This is a genomic window from Barnesiella propionica, assembly GCF_025567045.1.
GTDB lineage: Bacteria > Bacteroidota > Bacteroidia > Bacteroidales > Barnesiellaceae > Barnesiella_B > Barnesiella_B propionica.
Genome location: NZ_JAOQJK010000007.1, coordinates 1 through 24,509, shown reverse-complemented (window position 1 = coordinate 24,509; position 24,509 = coordinate 1). Strand labels below are relative to the sequence as shown.

Genomic DNA, 24,509 nt, shown 5'->3' with positions numbered 1-24,509 from the left:
TTACAAACAATAGTAGAATTATGATACAAAGATTTGCTGATTGGCTGGTGTATAACATCTTCGGCTTGGATGCTTTGACAGCTTTGGGAGAAGCTATTAACTTCTTCTTTTACGATACGATAAAGATTTTAATATTATTATTTTTTATCAGCGTGATAATGGGCATTATTAATGCCTATTTCCCGATAGAACGTTTACGCAATTACCTGACTTCTCGCAAACTATATGGACTGCAATATTTCTTTGCCGCCTTATTTGGAGCTATCACCCCGTTCTGCTCCTGCTCTTCCATACCGTTGTTTATCGGATTTGTGAAAGGGGGCATTCCTTTGGGGGTAACCCTTGCCTATCTGATAACCTCGCCTTTGGTAAATGAGGTTGCCGTTGCCATGTTTATCGGCACTTTTGGGCTGCGCATTACTACTATCTATGTGATTAGCGGCATTCTGCTGGGTATGGTAGGCGGATTTATTTTAGGAAAGATGAAGCTGGAACCTTATTTGAGTGATTGGGTGAAACAAATACAGCAAAACTCGACTTCCGACTCTGGAACATGGGAAAAAGAGCATACTCCTTTTCTGAAACGACTGCCAATTATCATGCAAGAAGCGTGGGGGATTGTCAGAGGAGTGCTTCTGTATATTCTTATCGGCATTGGTATCGGTGCGTTTATGCATGGTTATGTGCCGGAAGGATTTTTTGAGCAGTATATGTCTAAAGAAAACTGGTTTGCTGTTCCCCTTTCTGTAATACTCGCAGTGCCCATGTATGCCAATGCTGCCGGAATAGTACCGGTGATTGAAGTATTTGTATCCAAAGGTATTCCCATAGGAACGGCAATCGCTTTTATGATGGCGGTAGTTGGGCTTTCACTTCCCGAAGCCACGCTGTTGAAAAAAGTAATGACTTGGCGTTTAATCGGCATCTTCTTCGGATTGATAACTTTGTTTATTATAGTATTAGGTTATCTTTATAACATCATATTGTAACGTAAGTACTGGAATATTTTGATCACTAATACGTCATAGCAGAATATGACTACGGTATATTTGCTTATCGGGCGGAACTATGAAATAGAGCTTTACCTGCAATTTTTACTCCTAAAATCGGGCAGTCACCCCATATTTATAATATGCAATTTCAAATCAATACAGAAATAAAACATTTCTGTACCGATGGTTATATTAGAATTAAGAGTATCCGGCTATGAGACATTTATAACAAAAAACGACTCCTATATATTTATAAGAGTCGTTTTTATATCGTTTTATCGATTATTGGTGTGATCCGCCTGGGGCTCGAACCCAGGACCCCAACATTAAAAGTGTTGTGCTCTACCAGCTGAGCTAGCGAATCATCCTGTATTGCTTTTGTTTTACCGAAAAGCGTTGCAAAGGTAACGTTTATTTTTAAACAGACAAGTCTTGAAGGAAACAAATCGAAGTTAAAAAATGTTTTAAATTTATATCTTATTTATTTTCAATGATATCTGTTTCTTTTTTTTCAGAAGGAATATCTTCTTTTAAAATGTATTTCTGATAATAGGCAAGCAACAAAGTTGTCAGAGGAAGGGCTATAATCATTCCTATCATACCCAGCAAAGTTCCCCACACCGACAGCGACAGCAAAATAATAGCCGGATTCAATCCGGTTACCCTTCCCATGATACGCGGCACAAGAAAGCCATCCTGTATGATCTGCACCACGATAAAGACCAGCATACAGGCTCCGAATAAGATCCAGAAGTTCGTTCCGGTATCGGAAGAACATATCATACAAAGGATTATAGTGGGTATGACCCCTATAATCTGCAAATAAGGAACCATATTAAGTAATCCGATAAAAAGTCCCAGCACAATCGCCAACGGCAAACCTACGATAAGAAAACCTATACTGAAAAGTACTCCGACGAGCGACGCTACCAAAGCCTGACCCCGGAAATAACGGTTCATGCTCTGTTCCACATCGTCGGCTATACCCAATACGGCAGGCCTGTATTTCTGCGGTATCATAGACTTGAACCCGTTCAGGATTTTGTCATAATCCAATAAGATAAACACGGTATAAAGCACAACGATAAGCCAGCTTACGATCGTAATAATCTCCCCTACCGACCCGGATATAAAACTCCAGGTCTGTGATATGCCGGTTTTGATAAGCTCCATCCATTGTTCATGGTTCAGCAGTCCGGCAAGCTCCTGAAAATCTATATTTTCCCGGATAAACTCATGAACGGCTGCCGGAATAAACGGTATATCTTCGGACGTATGTACATAATTGTACAGCAGGTCCTGCATCTTTGCCGTCTCGGTCAGTATAGACGGGACAACGAGTATCCCTATAAGGGAGAAGAAAACAAGCAATTCCACAAAAGTCAGTAATATAGGCAATGCCCTTCCCTTCGTACGCAAAACACGACGCTGATTGAATACCACAATAGGATTTATCATATAAGCGATAAGCCAGGCTACCATAAAAGGGAGCAATGCACCTTTCAGTATTTTTATCAGATATAATATACCGATAACTACTATTGCGGACAGTACGATCCGTACTACCCGGTCCAGGGTATAAGGCCTTCTTTCACTCATAACGAATTATATTTTAATATGAAACGACAATTCTCCCCCGGCAAAACAGGTTACTACGATTCTTTCCCCGGTACGGCAACCGGTTCTTTATCTCCCAGCTGCTGCAAATAGCAACGGCGGCATAAAGGCTGGTACTCATTTTTTTCACCCAGCAACACCCGTTTGTCATTGTCGACAAGACGATAAGAATAATTTGCCAGATGACCGCATTTCACACATATCGCATGTACCTTCGTCACATCGTCGGCGATGGAGAGCAAGCTCGGCATCGGTCCGAAAGGAACACGTTTAAAGTCCATATCGAGCCCGGCCACAATGACCCGCGTTCCCTGATTTGCCAGTTCACTGCATACGTTCACGATCCCTTCGTCAAAGAACTGTGCCTCATCTATTCCTACGACATCCACTCCCGCAGCGAGCAATAATATGCTCCCCGAATTATCGACAGGCGTTGAGCGTATGGAATTACTGTCGTGAGATACGATTTCTTCTTCGGAATAACGCACGTCTATGGCAGGTTTAAATATTTCCACCTGCTGACGGGCTATTTTTGCTCTTTTTAAGCGGCGTATCAGCTCCTCTGTCTTTCCTGAGAACATCGAGCCGCATATTACTTCGATACTTCCCCTCTTGCTCGTCTCGTAATTATTTTCTGCAATAATCATGTTTTTCAAGTCATTTCATTTACTCAACAAATGTACATACAGTTTTTTATTTCCCGAAAACATTACAACGATAATTTAGAAAGATAATTTCACAAACGGTTGGTATATATCGGGTAAATAGATTATATTTGTTTAAGTAATGAAATGAATACCGGATGATGAACTCAAGATGGATTATGATGATACTGGCCCTGGTAATAGCAGGAGCATGGGAAAAATCGTACGCAAACAAAGCCGAAGATTTTGCAGAAAATGAATCTCTGCGTTCCGCAACGGTAGGAATATGCGTCATGGACGTAAAAAACGGTAAAGTCCTCTCTCATTATAACGACAGACAAGGGATCACTCCTGCTTCTGTCATGAAACTGGTAACATCCGCGACTGCCATAAAGTTGCTCGGTCCTTCTTTCCGTTTCCACACGCCTGTTTACTATACGGGAAAAATAGATGCGAAAGGGGTTTTGCACGGCGATCTCATTATCCGGGGAAGCGGAGATCCTACCTTGGGCTCCCGGTATTCCTTGCAACGACCCGGTTTATTTCTGGACAATACGCTGGAAGCTGTAAAGCGAGCCGGAATATGCAGAATCGAGGGACGGATCATTGCCGATGATTCGTTATTCGGGGACGAAGCCGTTTCTCCCAAATGGATGGTGGAGGACCTGGCCTGGGATTACGGATGCGGAATATCATCGCTTAATTACGCCGATAATAACTATACACTAACGTTACGTTCCGGAGAGCCGGGTACAACTCCGCAGATCGCCAGCAGCCGGCCCGATATACCCGGCATGAGCTATTCCAACCGTTTACAAAGTATAGCCGGAAAAGGAGAAATACGTATCTATGGCGCACCTTATTCCCTGCACCGGGATCTCTCTGGAACTATTCCCGCCCGTAAAGAGTCCTACAAACTATCTTGTTCCATCCCCGATCCCGCCCTTTATCTGGCTCAAACACTTTCGGAAGCTTTGGACAGTGCCGGAATATACATCACACAGCTCCCTGTCACATTCCGGTATTTACGCGAAAACCAATATCCGCTCCCTTCTCCCACCGGAAATACATTACTGGAATTTGCTTCCGACTCTCTGGGATATATCATCCACAGCATGAATGTAAGAAGCGACAATATGTATGCAGAATGCCTGCTGAAACGCCTCGGACTTGAACAAACCGGAAAAGCGGCAACAGATAACGGAACCGATGTCATTCGTTCTTTCTGGCACAGAAATGGTATAGACACCTGCTCCCTCATCATGTATGACGGAAGCGGCTTATCCGCCGCCAACAAATTTTCGGCACGTTTCATTTGTGATGTACTAATGCAAACAGCCAGAGATGCCAGTATCTCCGGAATATTCGTTCCGTCATTGCCTCTCGCGGCAAAAGAAGGAACAGTCCGCACCCTGCTCTCCGGAACCAAACTGGCCGGGAAATTACGCCTTAAAAGCGGTTCTATGGCGCGCGTCCATTGTTATGCAGGTTATTACACCGATAAAAAGAATCAATATGCAATCGCCATACTGATAAATAACTTTAACGGTTCCCGGGCCGACTTGAAAAAAAATATTGAAAAGTTTCTTTTAAACCTGTTCCCGGACAAATAAAACAGACGTAACTTAAAATAAATAAAGTATTCGATAGACATATCCATTATTTTATCGTTATTTTTGTATTAATTTTTATCTTGTTGAAAGATGGCTAATGATAAACGTATCGATAATATTCTCAGGCATCTGGGAGAACTGAAAGATCTGCTGTTGGTTATAGACGGGCAGGGAGAGAATACTCCCGATGTCCTATACCGGCTGGCCGACGAAAAAGCGGCATGCATCACACAATCGATTTGGAAACTACGCGACAGCCGTTTCTGGCAACGTCTGGACGAATTCGAAGACGAAGAAGAACTCGTATATGACATGGAGGGAACTGACGATACTGCAACGGAAACCATAGATACGGGCATTCCGTCAATTCCATCATCCCACGAAGCGCCTCAGCCGGAAACCATTGAAAAAGAAATTACTTTAAATAAAATAGCAGAGGAACCTGAGCTTATTCCACAAGAGACAACAGCCGGAACACGAATATCGACACCCGTTTCATTTACCGAACAAACACCACAAGATAACAGTAACATAACTCTCGAAGAGGTTTTACAGCGCCGTAAAGCAAAAGACATGAGAAAAGCCATCAGCCTGAACGACCGGTTCCGGTTTCGTAAAGAACTTTTCGGGAACAATGACACTTTCATGGGAGAAACGCTGGACGCCCTGAACAACATGGAGTCATTCGAAGAAGCCGCCAATTATCTCTCGGCCTGTTGCAACGACTGGGACAATGAGAACGAAGCCGTTACGGATTTCATGAACATTGTAGAGAAACACTTTTTATAAACCCCGTAACCACACCTATATGGCAAAATTATATGTGGTACCCACACCGGTGGGAAATCTGGAAGACATGACCTTACGCGCCATACGCGTATTAAAGGAAGCCGACTGCGTATTAGCGGAAGATACCCGTACAAGCGGCATACTGATGAAGCATTTCGACATCCATACCCGCATGCAGTCTCACCATAAATTTAACGAACACGATACGGTAGCCGGCCTGGTAGAAAGACTGAAGGCCGGGGAGACTATAGCTCTTATTTCCGATGCCGGTACGCCTGCGATCTCCGACCCGGGCTTCCTGCTCGTACGCGAATGCCGGAGAGAGGGAATACCGGTCGAGTGCCTGCCAGGAGCAACGGCTTTCGTACCGGCTCTAGTAGCATCGGGACTACCGAACGAAAAATTTTGTTTCGAAGGTTTTCTTCCACAGAAAAAAGGCCGGGCTACCCGGCTTGCCCGACTGGCTGAAGAAACACGCACGATGATATTATACGAGTCTCCTTTCAGGCTAACGAAAACACTTATTCAACTGGCCGGAGCATTCGGGGGAGACAGGGATGCCTCGGTAAGCCGTGAAATATCGAAAATACATGAAGAGACGGTAAGAGGTACACTGGACGAACTCGTCTCTCATTTTTCCGAGAACGAACCAAGAGGCGAAATTGTTATAGTGATAGCGGGAGCTCCGGAAAAAGAAAAACAAAAGAAAAAGTATTCCCAAAATAATGAAGTTTCAGAATTCTAAAAGCAGATGATTATGAAAAAGATTATCGCCGCCGCATGTATCGCGGCATCCTTATTTACATTTTCCTGTACCAACCGTTCGGCTGAAACAGCAAAATTACAGCATGAAAACGACTCTCTTATGCAACTGAACGAACAGACAAAAGCAGAATTCAACGACATGCTGCAATTAATGAACGAAGTAGAAGACGGGTTCCGTCAGATCAAAGAAGCCGAAAATTATCTCGTTTCCCAAAAGAATGCGACCGGAGAGGTTAATCTTTCTACCCGGGAAAAACTAAAAAACGACATGTCTCTGGTAACCGAAACATTGTTGAAGAACAAAGAGAAACTGGAAGCTTTGCAAAAACAGCTTTCAAACAGCCGTTATCAGTCTTCGGAATTGAAAAAAACAGTAGAACGCCTTACTGCTGAGATCGACACTAAAACTGCAATGATTGTTTCTTTGCAGGAAGAACTGGCAAAAAAAGACGTACGTATCACCGAACTGGATGAAGCTGTAGGACAGCTTTCCGGAAAAGTGGAAAACCTTACATCTGTAAATACCCAGCAGCAAGAAGTACTGGAATCGCAAGACAAAGCCTTGAACATGGTATTTTACGTATTCGGAACCAACAAAGAGCTGAAAGATGAAAAAATAGTAAAAGGCGGCGGCTTGTTCAGCAGTAAAAAAATAATGGATGGTGATTTCAATAAAGCCTATTTCACGAAAAGTGACTTACGCAAACTTAAAGAAATACCTTTAGAGGCTAAGAAAGCAAAAGTTCTGACCAATCATCCCGACGGTACGTACGAATTCGTAAAAGGTAGCGACGGTATGTTGACGTTTGTAATTACCCAACCCGAAAATTTCTGGAGTCTGGGTCGTTACCTGGTTATCGAAGTAGATTAAAGATATTGCGTTCAATTATAAAACGGCAGCTTAACTGATTAAGCTGCCGTTTTTATATAACAAGGTATTAATCCATCAATTATTTTCAGGACGCAATTTGCGGACTACCATACCGGCCTGCCACATTTCACTCTCGCGGAGGTCTTTCAATTCCTGGTTAAGTCCGTCACGATATCCGGGTTTACTGTTCGTATCGATAGAACGCTGGGCTTCATTACCCTTAGCCACCTCATCATACAATTCTTCAAACACAGGTTTCGTTGCATCCCTGAATTTCTTCCACCAGTCCAAAGCTCCCCGCTGAGCTGTCGTCGAACAATTGGCATACATCCAGTCCATACCATTCTCGGCAATAAGGGGCATAAGGGACTGCGTAAGCTCTTCGACCGTTTCATTGAAAGCTTCTGACGGCGTATGCCCGTTAGCCCGCAATGTCTCGTATTGTGCAGCAAATATCCCCTGAATAGCTCCCATTAACGTGCCCCGTTCTCCGGTCAGGTCGGAATATACCTCACGTTTAAAGGTAGTTTCGAACAAATAACCCGAACCTACCCCTATTCCCAGGGCTATGACTTTTTCTTTCGCCTTTCCGGACGCATCCTGGAAGATAGCATAACTGGAATTCAAACCTCTGCCTTGAAGGAACATACGGCGCAAGCTCGTTCCCGAACCTTTAGGAGCAACAAGCACAACATCTATATCGGCGGGGGGAACGATCCCTGTACGGTCTTTATAAGTAATAGCGAACCCGTGAGAGAAATAAAGAGTCTTCCCGGCAGTCAGATGTTTCTTGACAGTAGGCCACACTTCTATCTGGGCAGCATCGGAAAGAAGATATTCTATAATCGTACCCCGTTCTACAGCTTCTTCTATTTCAAACAACGTCTCTCCGGGAACCCAACCGTCGGCCACAGCTTTATCCCAGGTTTTAGAACCCTTACGCTGTCCTACGATAACATTAAATCCATTATCTCGCAAGTTCAGGCTTTGACCGGGACCCTGTACTCCATAACCTATTACGGCTATAGTTTCATTCTTCAATACTTCTCTTGCTTTCTCCAAAGGAAATTCCTCGCGGGTAACTACATTCTCGTCAACTCCGCCAAAATTCATAACAGCCATTTTGTTTTTATTTTATAAAGTTTTGTAATTGGTTCATCATTCATAATTTACGGGGAGAAAAAACAATACGTCCCCGGCACAGACTATTCCCGTCATGCTTCATTTCAAGTGCAAAATCGTTTTCTGCGGTTTCCTGTTTCAGCAAGGTAAGGTCGATATCGTACCGCGCCTCGTTCACATAACTTATTTCGAAACGATGAATAAGATATTCATCATACCGAGACAAAGGAAACAAGTCCAGCAGATGCTCGATATATTTTACGCTGTTCATATGCCTGTTCAGGTCTATATCGCCATATTTAACACGATATAAAACACCGTCGTTATCGGGCAGCGGACGTACACGGGACTGCTTTTCCATAGGACATTCTTTATCGATCACATTTCTCTCGATATACTCGAACCGGCTTATATCTACTGATTCCCGGGTAGCCAGATCCATAACCACCCAAATGGTCCGGGCGTATCCGCATACTTCTCCAGCCTGATTGAGGAAACAAAAGTTACGGGCCGAAAAATGTTTGTTATATCCTTCTATCCATGTCTGTACAGTATATTCTTCATTGATACGGGGATAAGAAGTCATCTCCACCGCCAGGCGGGAAAGCACCCACACCCGGTTATCTCTAATCAGCGTACTATATCCTACATTCCAGCTTTCCGCATGATCCGTAGCACACGTCAACATGCGCTTTACCAATAACGTCAGCGGAAGTTCCTGCTGCCCGTTGCTTTCCGGAGGCTCCAGCCGGAATGTTGCCGATGCAACTTTCAAAGGTTCTTTATTCATAATCAAAGTTCATTTTTACGATCTTCCTGTTCCTGAAGGAACAAACTTACATGTTCTACTGTAGACTTCGTTATAGCCACCCGGCCCGAACGTACAAACTGCATGACATCGTATTTGCTGAGTTCTTCGAACAACTCCTGAGTCTCTTCAGGATGGCCCGATTTCTCTATAACGGTATAAATACGGTTTACTTCCAGTATACGCGCGTTAAATTTGCGTACCAGATCCTCGATATTGCGGTCATCCAGCAACTTATCGGTCGGGACTTTATATAAAGCAATCTCCTGGTAAACGATCTCGTCGTCGGTGTAAAAGAACGCCCGCAAGACATCGATACGTTTCTCTATCTGCTTGACCAGTTTCTCCATAGTCTCGCGGTCGCTGTATGTCGTAATAGTGAACTTATGTACCCCTTGTATGGCGGAAGCCGATACCGACAGGCTTTCTATATTAAGACGCCGACGGGTAAAAATAATGGATATCTGGTTCAGCAAACCCACCTGATTCTCGGAATAAACGGTTACAGTATATAATGTTGTTTCCATATTCAATATTTTTCGGTCGAGTTCAACATGATATTCGTCACACAAGAACCGGCAGGCGTCATCGGAAATACCATACCGCCCGGCTCTATCTGTACGTTCAGCATATAAGCTCCTTCATGAGCCAGCATCCTTTCAATCGCCCCGTCCAGTTCTTCCCGGGTTTCCACATTCTCGCCGGCTATTCCGTATGCCGAAGCAATAGTTATGAAATCAGGATTGAGCATAGGAGTCTCTGAATAACGTTCACCGAAAAAGAGTTGTTGCCATTGCCGTACCATTCCCAGGAAATTATTATTCAATAAAATGATTTTCACATCAATACCATACTGCATAATAACTCCCAGCTCCTCTATCGTCATTTGCAATCCACCGTCACCCAAGAACAGGCAGACTGTACGTCCGGGAGCTCCCAGCTTGGCTCCTATGGCAGCCGGAAGACCGAATCCCATCGTCCCTAATCCTCCGGAAGTTACCAGGCTGCGAGGCAGAGTAAATTTAAAATACCGGGACGAAAGCATCTGGTTTTGTCCCACGTCGGTGACCAATACCGCTGCATTCCCGGTAGCCTCCGATACTTTACGGGCCACTTCTCCCATTTTCATAAGACCTTCTTCGGGATAAGCTTCTATCTTTATAACCTTTTCCTCCTCGGTCTTCTCACAGGCAGAAAAAGATTCCAGCCAACGGGTATGGTCGTTCGGCTTTATTTTTTCATACAAAACAGATAAAGTTTCTTTCGCGTTCCCCAAGACCGGTACATCGGTTTTCACATTCTTATCAAACTCCGAGGGATCTATATCGAGATGTATGATTTTTGCCTGCTTAGCATATGTATTCAAATCTCCTGTCACGCGATCGTCGAAACGCATACCCACCGCTATAAGCACATCACACTCGTTCGTCTTGATATTAGGTCCTATATTACCGTGCATTCCCAACATCCCTTTATACAAAGGATGATTATACGGCATACAAGACAGCCCCAGCAATGTAGCAGCAACAGGTATTCCCCCCTTTTCGGCGAAACGGACCAGTTCTTCCTCCGCATTTCCCAGCAGCACACCTTGTCCCGCCAAGATCAATGGTTTCTCAGCTTCATTTATAAGTTTAGCGGCCCGGGCAATTTCATCAATATTCACCTTTGGGTACGGATTATAACTCCGTATATAATTACATTTTTCATATTTATATTCTGCCGTCCCCGTTTGTGCATCTTTCGCAAAATCAAGTACGACCGGCCCCGGACGTCCCGAATTCGCTATATAAAAAGCACGGGCAACAGCCCAGGAAATATCCTGCGTACTCCGTATCTGGTAACTCCACTTCGTCACCGGCTGGGTAATACCCACTACATCGGTTTCTTGAAAAGCATCGCTTCCCAGCAAAGACGAAAATACCTGACCGGTAATGACCACTAGGGGGGTACTGTCCATCATAGCGTCCGACACTCCCGTAATAATATTGGTAGCTGCCGGCCCGGAAGTAACCAGTACCACTCCCGTCTTCCCCGATACCCGGGCATAACCTTGCGCCGCATGTGTCGCTCCCTGCTCATGGCGGACAAGAATATGGCGTAACGTATCTTTATAGTCGAAAAGACGGTCGAATACCGGCATAATGGCTCCTCCGGGATACCCGAATATCGTATCTACCCCCTCGGCTATCAATGAACGCATCAGTATTTCGGAACCGGGTATTTTATCCTGACTCATATATTCTTTCTTTTATATTGCATTATAACTCATTGTCATATCATTCTCACGCCGCCTTTATTCGCCGAAGACACCATAGCGGCATAGGCCCGCAAAGCTTTGGATACGGTCCGGACCCTGTGATGCGGTGTAAAAGCATCTTTTCCTCTTCTCATTTCCTCCTCTCTTCTTTTCTCCAGCTCCTCCTTACCCACTATTACCTGAATGGAACGTGCAGGAATATCTATTTTTATAATATCTCCGTCCCGTACCAGACCGATGTTTCCTCCTGCAGCAGCTTCCGGCGATATATGGCCTATTGATAATCCGGATGTACCTCCCGAAAAACGTCCGTCCGTGAGCAAGGCACATTCTTTCCCCAAATGTTTCGATTTAATATAGGAAGTAGGATAAAGCATTTCCTGCATACCGGGACCACCCTTGGGGCCCTCGTAAGTGATAACGACAATATCGCGCTTTTTCACTTTCCCCCTCAGAATACCTTCACAAGCAGCTTCCTGCGATTCAAACACCCGGGCTATACCGGTAAAGCGAAAAATGCTTTCATCTACCCCGGCAGTCTTCACTACACATCCGTCTTCAGCGATATTACCATAAAGGACGGCAAGACCTCCGTCACGGACATACGCATGACTGAAATCCCGGATACAGCCATTCGTCCTGTCGAGATCCAGCGTATCGTAATAATTTTCCTGGGAACCCATCTTCAAATTAAAACGGTTACCCGGCGCACTCTTCCATAAAATCTCTGCTTCTCCGGAATATTCGTTTTCCCCCGGGACATAGCGCTCTATGGCTTCGGCCATAGAATAACCGTCTACACGGCGTACCGACGTATACAATAAACCCTGACGGGCCAGTATGCCTAATATAGATAATATACCTCCGGCACGGTTCACGTCCTGTATATGATAATGGGAATTAGGAGCGACCTTACACAACACCGGAGATTTACGAGATAACATGTCGATATCTTGCAACGTAAAATTCACTTCAGCTTCATGGGCGATAGCCAGTAAATGTAAAACCGTATTGGTAGAACCACCCATTGCAATGTCCAGTGTCATGGCATTCAGGAACGCTTCCCGCGTCGCTATGCTGCGGGGCAATACACTCTCATCTCCTTCTCCGTAATAAGCGTAACAATTCCTGACGATCTGTTCCGCCGCTTTCATAAATAACTTTTCACGGTTCACATGTGTGGCTACAATAGTCCCGTTACCGGGCAATGCTAATCCGATGGCTTCGTTAAGGCAATTCATGGAATTGGCGGTGAACATGCCGGAACAGGAACCGCAGGTAGGACAGGCCGACCTCTCTACACGGGCGACCTGTTCATCACTGACCGATTCATCTGCCGACTCTATCATGGCATCTATCAGGTCAACAGGCCTGTCATCATCGTATCCGGCTTCCATAGGGCCGCCCGAAATAAAAATAGCAGGAATATTCAACCTCATCGCCGCCATAAGCATCCCCGGCGTAATTTTATCGCAGTTACTGATACAAACCATAGCGTCCGCCTTATGCGCATTCACCATATATTCAACGCTATCGGCGATAAGATCACGGGACGGCAGCGAATAAAGCATACCGTCATGCCCCATGGCTATACCATCGTCTATAGCTATTGTATTGAACTCCGCAGCAAAACACCCCAAACGCTCGATCTCCGCTTTCACCTTTTGACCTATTTCATGCAAATGTACGTGGCCCGGCACAAACTGGGTAAAAGAATTGACAATGGCTATGACAGGCTTTCCCATCTGTTCAGCCTTCATTCCGTTAGCTCTCCACAAAGCTCGCGCTCCCGCCATACGGCGTCCCTGCGTACTCGATGCACTTCGCAATTCGTTTTTCATAAACTTTCAACTTTAAAAAAAGCCTTTCCTGTGTATATCGGAAAGGCTTTTCATATTTATTCTCTATGTCTTATGGCAACATAAAGCAACCACATACCTTTCCGATTTTACTGTCGCAGGACGACAACTAATAGGATGACCACCACTCGGCTAATAATATGTAGGTTACAGCTAATCATTATCTGTCATTAAATCTTTTGATTTTGCAAATGTAAATGCTTTACCGGTATTATGCAAATAAATTGAAAGAAAAAAGGAACAAATATTGAAAATAATTACAATTTAACTATATAATTCTTACAAATTATTCGACAAACATTTGAAAACCCAACACATTAACAGATATTTAAAACAAGTCGGGATAAAAAGCGATAAGGTTACTCCTGAAAAAATGATACCTGGCGATACCACTTTCGGCAAGATAACTTGTGTAAACGTAGATATTTATGTACGTTTGCAATCCTATTCGCACAAACTATCGGTATGAATTCGCACAAAAGCCGCTTCTTTTCATCGGTACTGTTCCTACTGGCGCTCCTTGTCTCGGCATGCAGCCCCACTAAACACGTGCCTGCCGGTAGTTATTTGCTGGACCGCGTAAAAATAGAGACCGACAATAAAGACGTAAAACCCGAAGACCTGAAATCCTATTTGCGCCAGGAGCCTAATCACCGCTCCTTATGGATATTCCGCTTTCCCCTGGGAGTATATAACATGTCGGGAAACGACACGACCAAATGGTACAACCGGTGGTTACGCAGGGCCGGAACTCCTCCGGTCATATATGACGAAAGCCTTATGAGATTATCCCAGGAACAAATACGTAAAGCATTGTCCAATAAAGGTTACATGGATGCCCATGTAACAGCCGACACCCTGACGAAAAAAAAGCGGATGAAAGTCACTTACCATGTGGAGACGCACGAACCGCATTATTTAACAAGCATTTCATATAATATACTCAACGATACATTATATCGTATCATACTGGGGGATTCGGCCGCATCGATGTTAAAACCGGGGATTTTATTCGACCGGAACATACTGGATAAGGAACGCCAGAGGATATTCGAATTGTTAAGGAATAAAGGATATTTCGGTTTCAGCAAAGAGTATGTAACCTATACGGCCGACACCGCACAAAACTCCAAAGAGGTCGACCTTACGCTAAATTTGATGCCCGCTCTGCAGGCTACACCGGAGAATGGAACGATAAACCGCTCCCACAAACCATACCGGATGCGTAATATTTATTTTATAACCAATTACGACCCGGTAAATTCGTCGCTCAACGGAACCGCCGACATCACCGATACTATAGGATATAAAAGTTTTTACATCTTGTACGGCAAAAAAAAATATATCCGAAAGGAAACGTTGGTCGAGAACTGTTTCCTGCGCCCGGGACAATTGTTCAGTAACCGCGATCTCAATAATACCTATACGGCTTTCGGGCGCCTGGGAATAATCAAATATGTAAATATAAAATTCCAGCCGGTAGAAACAGACGAAGCCGAAGATAAGCTGGATTGTTACATATTACTGACCGAAGGCAAATCTCAAACCGTTTCGGCCGAACTGGAAGGGACAAATTCCGAAGGCGACCTGGGATTTGCCGTAGGAGCCACCTATCAGCACCGAAATATATTCCATGGTTCCGAAACATTCTCAACAAAATTAAGAGCCTCTTATGAAAGCCTGTCAGGAGATCTCAGCAAACTTATCAACGACCATTATACCGAGTTCGGAGGAGAAATAGGTGTCACTTATCCCAAATTTCTCTTCCCATTCATCCGAACCGATTTCCGCCGGAGAATGAAAGGGACGACAGAATTCTCCACCTCCCTTAATTTCCAGCAACGGCCCGAATATACCCGAGTCATAGCCGGAGCCGCCTGGAAATACAAATGGAGCACACATAACATTTACCGGCACAACCTCGATCTCATAGACATCAGCTATGTTTACCTGCCGAAAACTACAGACGGTTTTCTGGACGAAATCGCCCCGCAAAATCCTTTACTACGCTATAGCTACGAAAACCACTTCATCATGAGAATGGGATATACGTTCTACCGGTCAAATATCAACATAAACAGCTCGGTACGCCGTACAAACTATTATACGTTAAGAGCCGCCGGAGAAATAGCTGGTAACGTGTTGTACGGCATCTCTAAAATGATAGCACAAAAACCCAACGAAAACGGACAATACGAAGTATTCGGCATAAATTATTCCCAATATGCCAAAGCAGATCTCGACTATAGCTATACCCATCTGTTCGATACACGCAACTCGCTGGCCCTTCACGTCGGCTTCGGACTGGCATATCCCTATGGAAACGCATCCATATTGCCTTTCGAGAAAAGATACTATTCGGGAGGAGCCAACAGTGTACGGGGCTGGTCGGTAAGAACATTAGGCCCCGGTAAGTTCAACGGAGGCAATTCCGTATCTAATTTTATCAACCAATGCGGTGACATACGTTTAGACCTGAATATGGAATACCGGAGCAAGCTGTTCTGGAAATTTGAACTAGCTGCATTTGTGGATGCGGGAAACATCTGGACGGTAAAAGATTATGAATCCCAACCGGGCGGACAATTCAATGTAAAAACTTTCTACAAGGAAATAGCGCTCGGATACGGACTGGGGCTACGGCTGGATTTCAACTACTTCCTGCTCCGCTTTGACCTCGGATTAAGAGCCTATGATCCGGCGGAAAACAGCAAACACTGGATAAATGCATTCAAAGATTTCCAGCGAAACTCCACCCTGCATTTTGCCGTTGGTTATCCGTTCTGATACAGAACCGGCCACATCATAATAAAAAATCGGAGGTTAAAGTTTGGAAATTCGGTAAATATAGCTACCTTTGCATCGCTTTTTAAGCAAAAAGGTCAGGTCGAGTAGCTCAGCTGGATAGAGCAACAGCCTTCTAAGCTGTGGGTCTTGGGTTCGAATCCCAACTCGATCACCGAACAAAAAGTAAAACGGATAAATCCGGTAATCAAAGATCTTCAAATTTTGTATTTGAGGATCTTTTTATTTTAATCTTTCCCATCCTTCATATTTCATTGGATACAAATAATAAGAATATAAAAAGTCCTGCCCCCAATTTTAAGGAAGCAGGATTTTTATCAGAAAATCTTTATTTATTCACTATATAAAATAGGTGATGCCCATTCAGGAATTTGATTTACATATTGTTTGGTGACTTCCCCGTCAGTCAAGCGAAACAGTAATTTTGCTTCTGCCCCATCAGCTGAATTATCATAAACATAAGTTCTGTCTGCGAATTGGGAGGCTACACAACAATTGGCAATAGATTTTTCATATCGGGATATGATTTTGGGAATAGGAACATCATGTCCCCCTTTCATCACTCTATTAGCAATACGTGCCGCATTAATGGTAGGGTTACTCGTACATACAAAAAACAGACGGATAAAAAATCCTGCTTCTTTAGCTCTGCGAATATAATCGACTTTATCTCTTACAGATAACACAGTTTCAAAAATAAGGCTTTTTTTCTCTTTAATACAATCCTCCCGTAAAGTTTCGCAATATTGTACCGATTGCATAACCGCCTCTTTAGAGTTCCAATCTCCAAATTTTTCCTGAGCTATAATATCCGGATTTATATATATGCAATCTTCAATCCATTCATGATGAAGAATTTTAGTCGTCACAGATGTTTTTCCAGAACCATTTGGACCAGCAATAACTATAAGTACAGGCTTACGCATTTTTAAACTTTATATTATATTCTTTTTCCCATGCCTTTTTCTGCTCACGGATACGTTCTCGCATTTGTTGAAAAAACTTTCTATTTACTGCTTCCGTACTTTCCTTAGCTTCCTTAGCCACTTCTTTCATTAATGCGGAAAGCATCTCGTCAGAAGGTTCTTCCAAACTCGTTAATCGGTATGAATTTAATTCTTTTTTAGTCATATCTAATACCCTTTATTTTGAACAAATATAATCATTTTACTAAATAATATCGCTATAATATAACCAAACAATTATCACTTAATAAGCATAATACAAAAGTCCTGCCCTCAATTTTAAGGAAGCAGGATTTTTGTATTTATATTGAATCAAGTTTAAACGAAGGCTCGACCTCCGGCATTTTCTTATAAATAGAGGAAAAATATTTCTCCGGTAAAGAAGCATCTAAACGCAGTACCTTTTTTACTTCCCTCACCACTTTTGAATAAAAAAATTATTAGACAAACTCTGCCGGAGAAATAAAATTACTAAGTCGCACGAATATACGATGGAAATAGAGGAGCCTTTACAAAGGGAACGAAGTCATTTTATCGGGACAAATCCCAGAGAGGCGGATTTATACCCACTCAAAACGAAATGCGTAGTATCCGTCGTTACTCTTCTTCCAAGTGGCGGATACCAATGACCTGGATATTTTCCACCTCATCGTTTACCCCGTAAATTCGTTCGTCTCCATCGCTTTTTCCAGATCTATTTTCCTGTTAAACGCACATGCTATTCCAGGCTTGCACCGGGAATTAACGGTTAGCCGGATACCCTATACGAAATATGTTCATTCCTAAGAATTAAATATTAATTTATCTAATTATTACTACTTAACAAAACATACCCCCTTCTTTATCTGTTCTCAGTTAAGCTATTATTAATTAACTGTACAGAACAAATGAAAAAATTATTTTTATCTTTATGCGTGATCGCCGTTACCGGAATGATCACCTCATGCTCCAATCAGAATTCCAAGGACCATATGAATAAAAATATGGAAAAAGCAGAACAGTCTGTCAATAAAGCCGTCGATAAAACCTCTGATAAAATAGAGGAAGGAAAAGAGAATATTAAAGAAGGGTGGGAAGAGACAAAAGATGCCGTGAGCAAAAAGGCCGATACCATTAAAGCGAACGTCAAATCTGCTGCGCAAAGCGTAAAAAATGAAATGAATCAATGATAAAGCCGAATTAAAAGGTATAATCCACCCTGATATAAAACAGCAGGCTGTATAAATTATACAGCCTGCTGTTTTATATGATCTTATTTAATTCGTAACCACCTTTCTCATAACGACAGAACCGCCGGAATAAATAAGCTTGACCAATAATACCGGAGTAACGGCTCTTACCGGTATATGCAGCATCTTTCCTTCGAGGGTACAATGTGCAAGCAACCTCCCCTGCATATCATATATTATAACGTCCGAAACCGCATCTTCCGCCTCTATCTGCAGCATATCGTCTTTATATATTATAGCTTCTCTTATTCCGGGACCTGTAACTCCCGACGGAACCTGCAAAGCAAAAGAAGAGGTCGTAAGATGACGGTCGCTGAATTCAAAAGCAATAAATTTCGAATGGGACATCTTACAATAAACACTGTCATTCTGCATACGGGTAAAAACGAATGTCCCGTTATCTTCGGTATAATCCTCCCCTGCCTGTAATAATTTATTTCCCGAATACCATGCGAATGTAGTCCGGCCGCCTCCCTGGTTCCCGGTCCTGATTTGGGCACTCAAATCCAACGTTTTGTTTAACGAAAAAACACCAAACCCTAATTCCATTATATTCTGAGGCGCGTACTGATAAGTGAATATACCATCGGTAGGAGGCAAAGTCTCTAATGTCAAATAATTATGATCGCAATACAACGACGCAGATACGACATGCCCGCCTGTTTCAAGCCGCGATAAACGATTGTTCCCGCAGTATAAATACATAAGAGCCGGACACCCGCTCACGTCAAGAGAGACCAAATTATTCCCTTCGCATTTCAGGCTTTCCAAAGATAAAAGACCGTTTACATTCAATTCGGTAAGAAGATTATCATCACAAAAAACCTCTTTCACATTAGGACATCCCGAAAGCTCCAGATCCGTCAATTGATTATTCCTGCAAAGCAGGTTATTCAATTTATCGTTCCCATTCAGAGTTATGGATGTAAGCCGGTTCTCATTGCATAACAACTCCTTTAGAGAAGGATTGGACGCCGCATCCAGGGAAATTAACTTATTTCCTGTTACATCTACTTTTATCAATTCGGGACAACCGGACAAATCCAGCCGGGTTAATCCTGTTTCCCGAGCAATAAAAGAAGTAAGCCTTCCGCAACCCGACAAATCGACTTTTTCCAAATCATTACCGGAACAATATAAATCTTCCAAAGCCGTCAAGGTCGTGACATCCAGTGAAGTCAATGCATTGTTTTCACAATCGAGCCAGGCGAGCTGCACATCTCCGTCAAACTTCAACGAATTAATGGAATTGTCGGCACATTCGAGCCACCACAATTCGGTAAATCCGCTCACGTCCAGATTTCCGGAAAGGCCGTACATACTCCACTCGATATCCGTTACCCGGTTATCGTCTTCTTCATTCCAGGTAATCCCCGTCCACGCCGACGGGTCGTCCATATCCTCGATCTCCAGAGCTTCGGCATTTGTCACTCCCGCAGTTTCCGACGGCTGTAAAAGGAAAGCCCTTAACTTGGCTAACTCTCCGGCATTATATCCCTGCGCTTGTAAAGCAACGCAAGCACCGGCACATAAGCAAAAAAAGAGAAGTGGAATTATTCTTTTCATATCGATCATAAGTTTAATTCAGTTTATAAATATAAACATTCTATATAACATTTAACTACAAAATCCGATCTATTAATTACACAAATCCATTTTTCACAAACAATAATTAATATTCCCTCACGGCAAACAACTCATCCGAAAAATAATATACAAAAAAAGGGTGGCTTTACAGCCACCCTTCATTCTATTATAAATTCCCATTTTAATAAACCACAACTTTTTGCTTATTCACAACATAAATACCGGCCGGTACGTCGATCGTATATGTAGTTCCGGCGGCAACGTCGATCTGTGAAACTAAAGTACCGCTTACATGGTAAACCGTTACCCGGGTATCTTCGGCAGAAGTCACCATGATTTTTCCGTTAGCACAGGTTACGGTCATTTCATCGGCAGCGAGGCCGTCCAAGCCCGAAGGTTTCTGATCTACCGGCAAATATAACGGGGCCTTGGCGGCAGAAGCGGACGGTATGAATACCAGACCTTCATAGGGAGAATAAACAGCACCGCTGGTCTTTACGAAGTTAGTACCATCGGCACTCAATTTATAAGACTCTCCTGACACCGCATAATCTTTAAGTACGGCATTACCGACAAATTCGTACATACCGCCGGTCGCCGTAGACTTAGGTGCGGTATCGTCCGCATTCAGCGTAACACCGGCTACGGAAGTAAACTTAACGGTAAATCCGCCATCGGGGAAAGATTGCGGGAAGGCAATAATATATCCTTTATTAGCCTGAATGGAAGCTACATCTCCAAATATTATACTTTCGGTAATGTTCTTCGGTTCAAAGCTCCTTAACCAGTAATGAGTTCCGGCTGTCAGAGGGAAATCGGTTCCATCGGTATGCACAACCGCCACGCTCTCGATATCGAACGGGAACGATACAGCATACCAGTTTTTCTTATTCTCGAATTTACGGGCTACCGTCACTTTTCCCGCCACCTGTTTTTCGACAGGAACCGATATCTGGGGAAGAGTTCCGTTACTGCCGTCAACCACCAGGTGTCCGTCTACATCCTGTTCTATCGTCGTAGCGTCCGTAACGGTCGAAGTTTCCATCGGAGCAACAGTTCCTTCAAACGATAAACCACCGTTATCGCCAGTTATATAAAACGCTCCGGCACTGCCGCTTGCGATAGGTATTATCCTGAAATAAACACTCTTTGCCGTTTTTATAGGGGCAGCAATATCACAGGAATAAAGAGCACTATTCGCACTTATCGAACCATCCGTACTTTGATATAAAGTCGTATAATTCGTTTCATCTCCTATACTATACTGTATAGCGAAATTCTTGGGCGCACTAGTATTAGCATTTCTTTTCATAGCGACATTAATCTTGGATATAGTCACAACATAGCCCTCCTCGGGAACGACAGATGCCGTAAAATAGCTATTAGTAGTTTTAAAATTATCCGGAGAAGTACACCAGCCCGACGCAGCCGTTCCTCCTATACAATCGGTGGCTCCATTCCCAAAATTAACAAGGCTCAAATTCGTCTTCTGCAATCCAGTTGTATAAAGACTTGGTTCTACGGTAGCAGGTTTACTTCCGGAAGGAATCCATTTCATAATGGAATTATCTATCGTATAGGTCGCTTTAAACTGGTTACTTCCTGTCCATCCGTTCTTTTCTGCCTTAGCAATAATCGTGGTGGTCGTATTTATCTCGATAGGAGTTGTAAATTCCACCGCACTGGCATCGTTCCAGGTACTGCCTATCACATATTTGACAGTCGCTCCCGCTACGGAGGAAGATAACGTTACCGATTGAGGTGTATTGTAAGTCCCCTCAGGAACATCTGCCGTTGGAACAGGTAATTTAAAGTCGGTAGCGGTCCAGCTGAAACGTACCACATCGCTGTTTTCCCATCCGTCTATAGTTGCAATCGCCTTAATGGCAGTCGTCCCGTCTATAACGATAGGAGTTCCGTCATACAGGAAAGCATTTGTTATAGACGGTGTTTTATCTGTCGCATCGAAATATATTTTCGCATGGGGGAATCCTTCAACCGACAAGGTTGTCGTCTGTACCGCATCGAATTTTACAGCAGGACTCATCGCCAAGGAAGATGCAACCGCAGGAACCTGCAAAAGATATATCTCTTCCGTAATAATACTGTTATCCAAACCATCTATTTTAGCTCCGGCTTTAATCGTCATTGTTTTATCGACTGTAATGGCATCCGAATAAACCAATGCCGTACTTGATGTAAACGGATCACTTGCATCAAGGGTATAATAAATGGTCGCAGGCATGGCACAAGATAAGGCAACAGTCTGTACTGCATTATAGACGCCTCCATCAACAGAGAACAGAACTTCCGATACCTGGGATATCTGATCGGACACGGTTACCTTTACAGGTATTTCCAGCAATGTGACCGTATTTCCATCGTAAGAAACAGACAAAGTTACAGTCGTATTATAAACTCCGGCAGCGGTTGCCTTGAATGTCAAAGGAATTTCACATCCGCTTGCTGCCAAAGCCGTTTCTTTTGCAATCTCGTTTGCTCCCAATTGAAATTCTCCGGCTGCATTATCCGAAGCAGCAACTGCCAGCGTAAGATTTGCAGGTAGCACCTCACATTTTACGGTAACTCCTATCGGCTGGAATCCGGCGGTAGCCAAAGTAAACGGTAAAGTAAACTCTGTTACGGACATCAAAGAAACCGGAACCGTGCTTTCACCCGTCAAATCCACATAAACATCAGTTGCATCGGTCGCTGAAAGTTTAAGTTTTGCCGAATGAGTTCCCGCTTTAGTTCTTTTATAAACAACTTTAATCGTTTCATTAACCTCTCCGGCATTTTGGACTAAAGAAGTTATAACATTCCCAGCGGCATTCTGTAGCTCGAACTGATCGGCATCGGCTCCTTCAACAACCAAATTAATATCCGATGTCAATTTTGAAGCATTCACATCAATTGATTGTTCCGAACTCATTGTTTGATAAGCAGTGGCAAATGCAAGAGATTGAGAACTCAATTTAATTTCCGGTCCTGAAAACACAGGTGTAAAAACCACACTTCTAAGATACCCGGCACTACTTGTAGCATTTTTAATTTTTACGGCACATTCTGGTTCAGTAATAGTTACAGAAGGTGTTGATGGGGTTAAAGTCACAGTGCTCTTTTCCGTTCCATTAACTATAGTCGTAACATCCATTGAATTTGTACCAGAAGACCAATTCAAAGTAACCATCATACCTCCGCTTGAAGTAAAAACAGGAGAAATTACATATCCTCCCGTTCCGCTCTTATTTGTATACATTTGCAAATCTGTAGTTCCTTGTTTGGTCATACAATAGAAAAAAGTCCAGGTTTGTCCTCCTATCGTATATTCCTTAGGATCAGTTTTATCATAAGAAGAAATAGCAGTGGTACCATTGTTTTTCCAAACATCAAAAGTCAATTCTTGTGTTAAGGGCACCCCATAAGAAGTGTTTACGCCCAATAAAGCACACATGACTATCAAGAATAATCTCAGCGTAGTTTTTTTCATAATAGATTATATTTCGTTATAAACATATCGGATTCTTATCGCATAAAAGAATCAAAAATCAACCGGCCCATAAACGAGTCGCAAACAAGAAGCCCTGAACACCGAATAAAAAATCCCTATTGAAAATAACCGGCTGCAGAAATACAGGGCCAAAGCGCAACAATCATTAATCAATACATATCCCTATATGGATCTCTCTGCTGTACCGAACCTATACCGTCCGGATTTTCCATGTCTTCACCCTCTCCTATCTCATAATCACCGCCAACAGCAATTCTCTTTTCCAGCGAAATTTCTATAATCTCAACCAGAGGTTTTTCATACATCTTTTTTTCCATAGCTATTCTATTTAGTAAAGTATATATTATTAAGGCACAAATTTAGTTATTTCACAACAAAAACGGTGAAAAAAAACAATGTTATTTAACATGCAATAATTTTTTAATATTTATTACTATTTAATTTCAAAAAAGCAAAACATATATATACAAACAATAGGATAGATACATAAGTTTATTATCCTGATTTTTTTCTTATATATGTAATAATAAGGATCTAAGGCCCGTTAAAAAAAGTTTTATTAAAGAACTACAGAATCACTGTTATTCTTCAATAGCTATATTTCTTATATATCAGGAATTTCAGCAAATGCATCTACATAAATAATTACAACTTGGGGAGTAACCGGATATAACTTAATATTTAATATTTATCCACCGAAATATCAAACGTATAATCATGCTTTGTTTCATTACTTTGATTAAATTCAGATAATATTTGAATTTATCTTCGATACCATTAATTTGATAAATTGTTAAAGAAAACCATAATATTACACACGACTACTTACCAGCTATTCCAGTAAAAATAAAAGCATAGCTGATACAATAATGCCATGTATTAGAACAAAACAGAATAAGAAGCCGGATAGCTCCCCGGGATATCAGGCCGGGGCTGGAATATGCCATATATAAAACATTTACAGACGCCGCCATACGTGAGTTAGAGGAAAAACAATAGTATTATTTGGATTCTTAATGAATAAAGGGTATATATTTTCTTAGGAATATAACTGATTATATCTGACTGGCAT

General features: G+C 42.7%; 19 protein-coding genes and 2 tRNA genes. 8 read left to right on the top strand and 13 right to left on the bottom strand.

Annotated elements, in window-relative coordinates; translation table 11 throughout:
- The first annotated feature begins 20 nt into the window (after positions 1-20).
- Positions 21-989, top strand: coding sequence for a permease (locus tag OCV73_RS10275; RefSeq protein WP_147551907.1), 969 nt, complete (start codon positions 21-23; stop codon positions 987-989).
- 294 nt (positions 990-1,283) lie between these two features.
- Here the strand turns inward: OCV73_RS10275 and OCV73_RS10270 are convergent.
- From OCV73_RS10270 to OCV73_RS10260, 3 genes are all read right to left on the bottom strand, one after another.
- Positions 1,284-1,356, bottom strand: a tRNA-Lys gene (locus OCV73_RS10270).
- 113 nt (positions 1,357-1,469) lie between these two features.
- Positions 1,470-2,591 (bottom strand): AI-2E family transporter, encoded by a 1,122-nt coding sequence (locus tag OCV73_RS10265; protein WP_147551906.1) that lies wholly within the window; start codon positions 2,589-2,591, stop codon positions 1,470-1,472.
- 53 nt (positions 2,592-2,644) lie between these two features.
- Positions 2,645-3,256, bottom strand: coding sequence for a thymidine kinase (locus OCV73_RS10260; protein ID WP_147551905.1), 612 nt, complete (start codon positions 3,254-3,256; stop codon positions 2,645-2,647).
- Positions 3,257-3,411: 155 nt separating this feature from the next.
- On the opposite strand from OCV73_RS10260, the gene dacB reads away from it, so the two are divergent.
- The 4 genes from dacB (at position 3,412) to OCV73_RS10240 (ending at position 7,291) form a co-directional block, all read left to right on the top strand.
- The gene (gene dacB, locus OCV73_RS10255) at positions 3,412-4,866 is read left to right on the top strand and encodes a D-alanyl-D-alanine carboxypeptidase/D-alanyl-D-alanine endopeptidase (RefSeq protein ID WP_147551903.1); all 1,455 of its coding nucleotides are present in this window, start codon (positions 3,412-3,414) and stop codon (positions 4,864-4,866) included.
- A 90-nt stretch (positions 4,867-4,956) separates the two neighbouring features.
- Positions 4,957-5,655, top strand: a complete 699-nt coding sequence (locus OCV73_RS10250; protein WP_147551902.1) for a hypothetical protein — start codon at positions 4,957-4,959, stop codon at positions 5,653-5,655.
- A 19-nt stretch (positions 5,656-5,674) separates the two neighbouring features.
- A complete protein-coding gene (gene rsmI / locus OCV73_RS10245) occupies positions 5,675-6,400 on the top strand; it encodes a 16S rRNA (cytidine(1402)-2'-O)-methyltransferase (protein WP_147551900.1) in 726 nt (241 codons plus the stop codon).
- 12 nt (positions 6,401-6,412) lie between these two features.
- Positions 6,413-7,291: a Cbp1 family collagen-binding glycoprotein adhesin gene (locus OCV73_RS10240; protein ID WP_147551898.1), complete on the top strand. Its 879-nt coding sequence runs from the start codon at positions 6,413-6,415 to the stop codon at positions 7,289-7,291.
- 75 nt (positions 7,292-7,366) lie between these two features.
- On the opposite strand, the gene ilvC is transcribed toward OCV73_RS10240, so the two are convergent.
- From ilvC to ilvD, 5 genes are read right to left on the bottom strand one after another with little or no spacing between them, the layout of a single operon-like run.
- Positions 7,367-8,413: a ketol-acid reductoisomerase gene (gene ilvC, locus OCV73_RS10235; protein ID WP_147551896.1), complete on the bottom strand. Its 1,047-nt coding sequence runs from the start codon at positions 8,411-8,413 to the stop codon at positions 7,367-7,369.
- A gap of 40 nt (positions 8,414-8,453) precedes the next feature.
- Positions 8,454-9,203 carry an acyl-[acyl-carrier-protein] thioesterase gene (locus OCV73_RS10230; protein WP_147551895.1) on the bottom strand — a complete coding sequence of 250 codons (750 nt, stop codon included), beginning with the start codon at positions 9,201-9,203 and terminating at the stop codon, positions 8,454-8,456.
- A gap of 2 nt (positions 9,204-9,205) precedes the next feature.
- Positions 9,206-9,748, bottom strand: coding sequence for an acetolactate synthase small subunit (gene ilvN, locus OCV73_RS10225; protein ID WP_147551893.1), 543 nt, complete (start codon positions 9,746-9,748; stop codon positions 9,206-9,208).
- A gap of 2 nt (positions 9,749-9,750) precedes the next feature.
- On the bottom strand, positions 9,751-11,460 hold the full coding sequence (ilvB, locus tag OCV73_RS10220; protein ID WP_147551891.1) for a biosynthetic-type acetolactate synthase large subunit: 1,710 nt from the start codon (positions 11,458-11,460) through the stop codon (positions 9,751-9,753).
- A 35-nt stretch (positions 11,461-11,495) separates the two neighbouring features.
- A complete protein-coding gene (gene ilvD / locus OCV73_RS10215) occupies positions 11,496-13,322 on the bottom strand; it encodes a dihydroxy-acid dehydratase (protein WP_147551889.1) in 1,827 nt (608 codons plus the stop codon).
- A gap of 483 nt (positions 13,323-13,805) precedes the next feature.
- On the opposite strand from ilvD, the gene tamL reads away from it, so the two are divergent.
- Together tamL and OCV73_RS10205 are read left to right on the top strand one after the other, a co-directional pair.
- On the top strand, positions 13,806-16,127 hold the full coding sequence (tamL, locus tag OCV73_RS10210) for a translocation and assembly module lipoprotein TamL (protein WP_147551887.1): 2,322 nt from the start codon (positions 13,806-13,808) through the stop codon (positions 16,125-16,127).
- Positions 16,128-16,225: 98 nt separating this feature from the next.
- A tRNA-Arg gene (locus tag OCV73_RS10205) sits at positions 16,226-16,299 on the top strand.
- 178 nt (positions 16,300-16,477) lie between these two features.
- On the opposite strand, the gene OCV73_RS10200 is transcribed toward OCV73_RS10205, so the two are convergent.
- Complete coding sequence (locus tag OCV73_RS10200; protein WP_147551885.1) at positions 16,478-17,071, bottom strand: zeta toxin family protein; 594 nt, start codon at positions 17,069-17,071, stop codon at positions 16,478-16,480.
- Complete coding sequence (locus OCV73_RS10195; RefSeq protein WP_147551884.1) at positions 17,064-17,276, bottom strand: hypothetical protein; 213 nt, start codon at positions 17,274-17,276, stop codon at positions 17,064-17,066. Before OCV73_RS10195 ends, OCV73_RS10200 begins: the two co-directional genes overlap by 8 nt.
- Positions 17,277-17,997: 721 nt before the next feature.
- On the opposite strand from OCV73_RS10195, the gene OCV73_RS10190 reads away from it, so the two are divergent.
- Positions 17,998-18,279, top strand: a complete 282-nt coding sequence (locus tag OCV73_RS10190) for a hypothetical protein (RefSeq protein WP_147551882.1) — start codon at positions 17,998-18,000, stop codon at positions 18,277-18,279.
- A gap of 87 nt (positions 18,280-18,366) precedes the next feature.
- On the opposite strand, the gene OCV73_RS10185 is transcribed toward OCV73_RS10190, so the two are convergent.
- The 3 genes from OCV73_RS10185 to OCV73_RS10175 all read right to left on the bottom strand — a co-directional run bounded on the left by OCV73_RS10185 (position 18,367) and on the right by OCV73_RS10175 (position 23,754).
- Positions 18,367-19,905, bottom strand: coding sequence for a leucine-rich repeat domain-containing protein (locus OCV73_RS10185; RefSeq protein WP_147551880.1), 1,539 nt, complete (start codon positions 19,903-19,905; stop codon positions 18,367-18,369).
- A 202-nt stretch (positions 19,906-20,107) separates the two neighbouring features.
- Positions 20,108-23,416: a chitobiase/beta-hexosaminidase C-terminal domain-containing protein gene (locus OCV73_RS10180; protein ID WP_147551878.1), complete on the bottom strand. Its 3,309-nt coding sequence runs from the start codon at positions 23,414-23,416 to the stop codon at positions 20,108-20,110.
- A gap of 170 nt (positions 23,417-23,586) precedes the next feature.
- On the bottom strand, positions 23,587-23,754 hold the full coding sequence (locus OCV73_RS10175; protein WP_167551253.1) for a hypothetical protein: 168 nt from the start codon (positions 23,752-23,754) through the stop codon (positions 23,587-23,589).
- Positions 23,755-24,509 lie beyond the last annotated feature (755 nt).

Bases quoted from the DNA above. Each gene is read 5' to 3' on its own strand.
- tamL (WP_147551887.1), top strand. From the start codon at position 13,806: ATGAATTCGCACAAAAGCCGCTTCTTTTCATCGGTACTGTTCCTACTG.
- ilvB (WP_147551891.1), bottom strand. From the start codon at position 11,460: ATGAGTCAGGATAAAATACCCGGTTCCGAAATACTGATGCGTTCATTG.
- ilvC (WP_147551896.1), bottom strand. From the start codon at position 8,413: ATGGCTGTTATGAATTTTGGCGGAGTTGACGAGAATGTAGTTACCCGC.
- OCV73_RS10250 (WP_147551902.1), top strand. From the start codon at position 4,957: ATGGCTAATGATAAACGTATCGATAATATTCTCAGGCATCTGGGAGAA.
- OCV73_RS10275 (WP_147551907.1), top strand. From the start codon at position 21: ATGATACAAAGATTTGCTGATTGGCTGGTGTATAACATCTTCGGCTTG.
- OCV73_RS10190 (WP_147551882.1), top strand. From the start codon at position 17,998: ATGAAAAAATTATTTTTATCTTTATGCGTGATCGCCGTTACCGGAATG.
- OCV73_RS10230 (WP_147551895.1), bottom strand. From the start codon at position 9,203: ATGAATAAAGAACCTTTGAAAGTTGCATCGGCAACATTCCGGCTGGAG.
- ilvD (WP_147551889.1), bottom strand. From the start codon at position 13,322: ATGAAAAACGAATTGCGAAGTGCATCGAGTACGCAGGGACGCCGTATG.
- OCV73_RS10195 (WP_147551884.1), bottom strand. From the start codon at position 17,276: ATGACTAAAAAAGAATTAAATTCATACCGATTAACGAGTTTGGAAGAA.
- rsmI (WP_147551900.1), top strand. From the start codon at position 5,675: ATGGCAAAATTATATGTGGTACCCACACCGGTGGGAAATCTGGAAGAC.
- OCV73_RS10175 (WP_167551253.1), bottom strand. From the start codon at position 23,754: ATGGAAAAAAAGATGTATGAAAAACCTCTGGTTGAGATTATAGAAATT.
- OCV73_RS10240 (WP_147551898.1), top strand. From the start codon at position 6,413: ATGAAAAAGATTATCGCCGCCGCATGTATCGCGGCATCCTTATTTACA.
- OCV73_RS10260 (WP_147551905.1), bottom strand. From the start codon at position 3,256: ATGATTATTGCAGAAAATAATTACGAGACGAGCAAGAGGGGAAGTATC.
- OCV73_RS10265 (WP_147551906.1), bottom strand. From the start codon at position 2,591: ATGAGTGAAAGAAGGCCTTATACCCTGGACCGGGTAGTACGGATCGTA.
- ilvN (WP_147551893.1), bottom strand. From the start codon at position 9,748: ATGGAAACAACATTATATACTGTAACCGTTTATTCCGAGAATCAGGTG.
- OCV73_RS10185 (WP_147551880.1), bottom strand. From the start codon at position 19,905: ATGAAAAGAATAATTCCACTTCTCTTTTTTTGCTTATGTGCCGGTGCT.
- OCV73_RS10180 (WP_147551878.1), bottom strand. From the start codon at position 23,416: ATGAAAAAAACTACGCTGAGATTATTCTTGATAGTCATGTGTGCTTTA.
- dacB (WP_147551903.1), top strand. From the start codon at position 3,412: ATGATGAACTCAAGATGGATTATGATGATACTGGCCCTGGTAATAGCA.
- OCV73_RS10200 (WP_147551885.1), bottom strand. From the start codon at position 17,071: ATGCGTAAGCCTGTACTTATAGTTATTGCTGGTCCAAATGGTTCTGGA.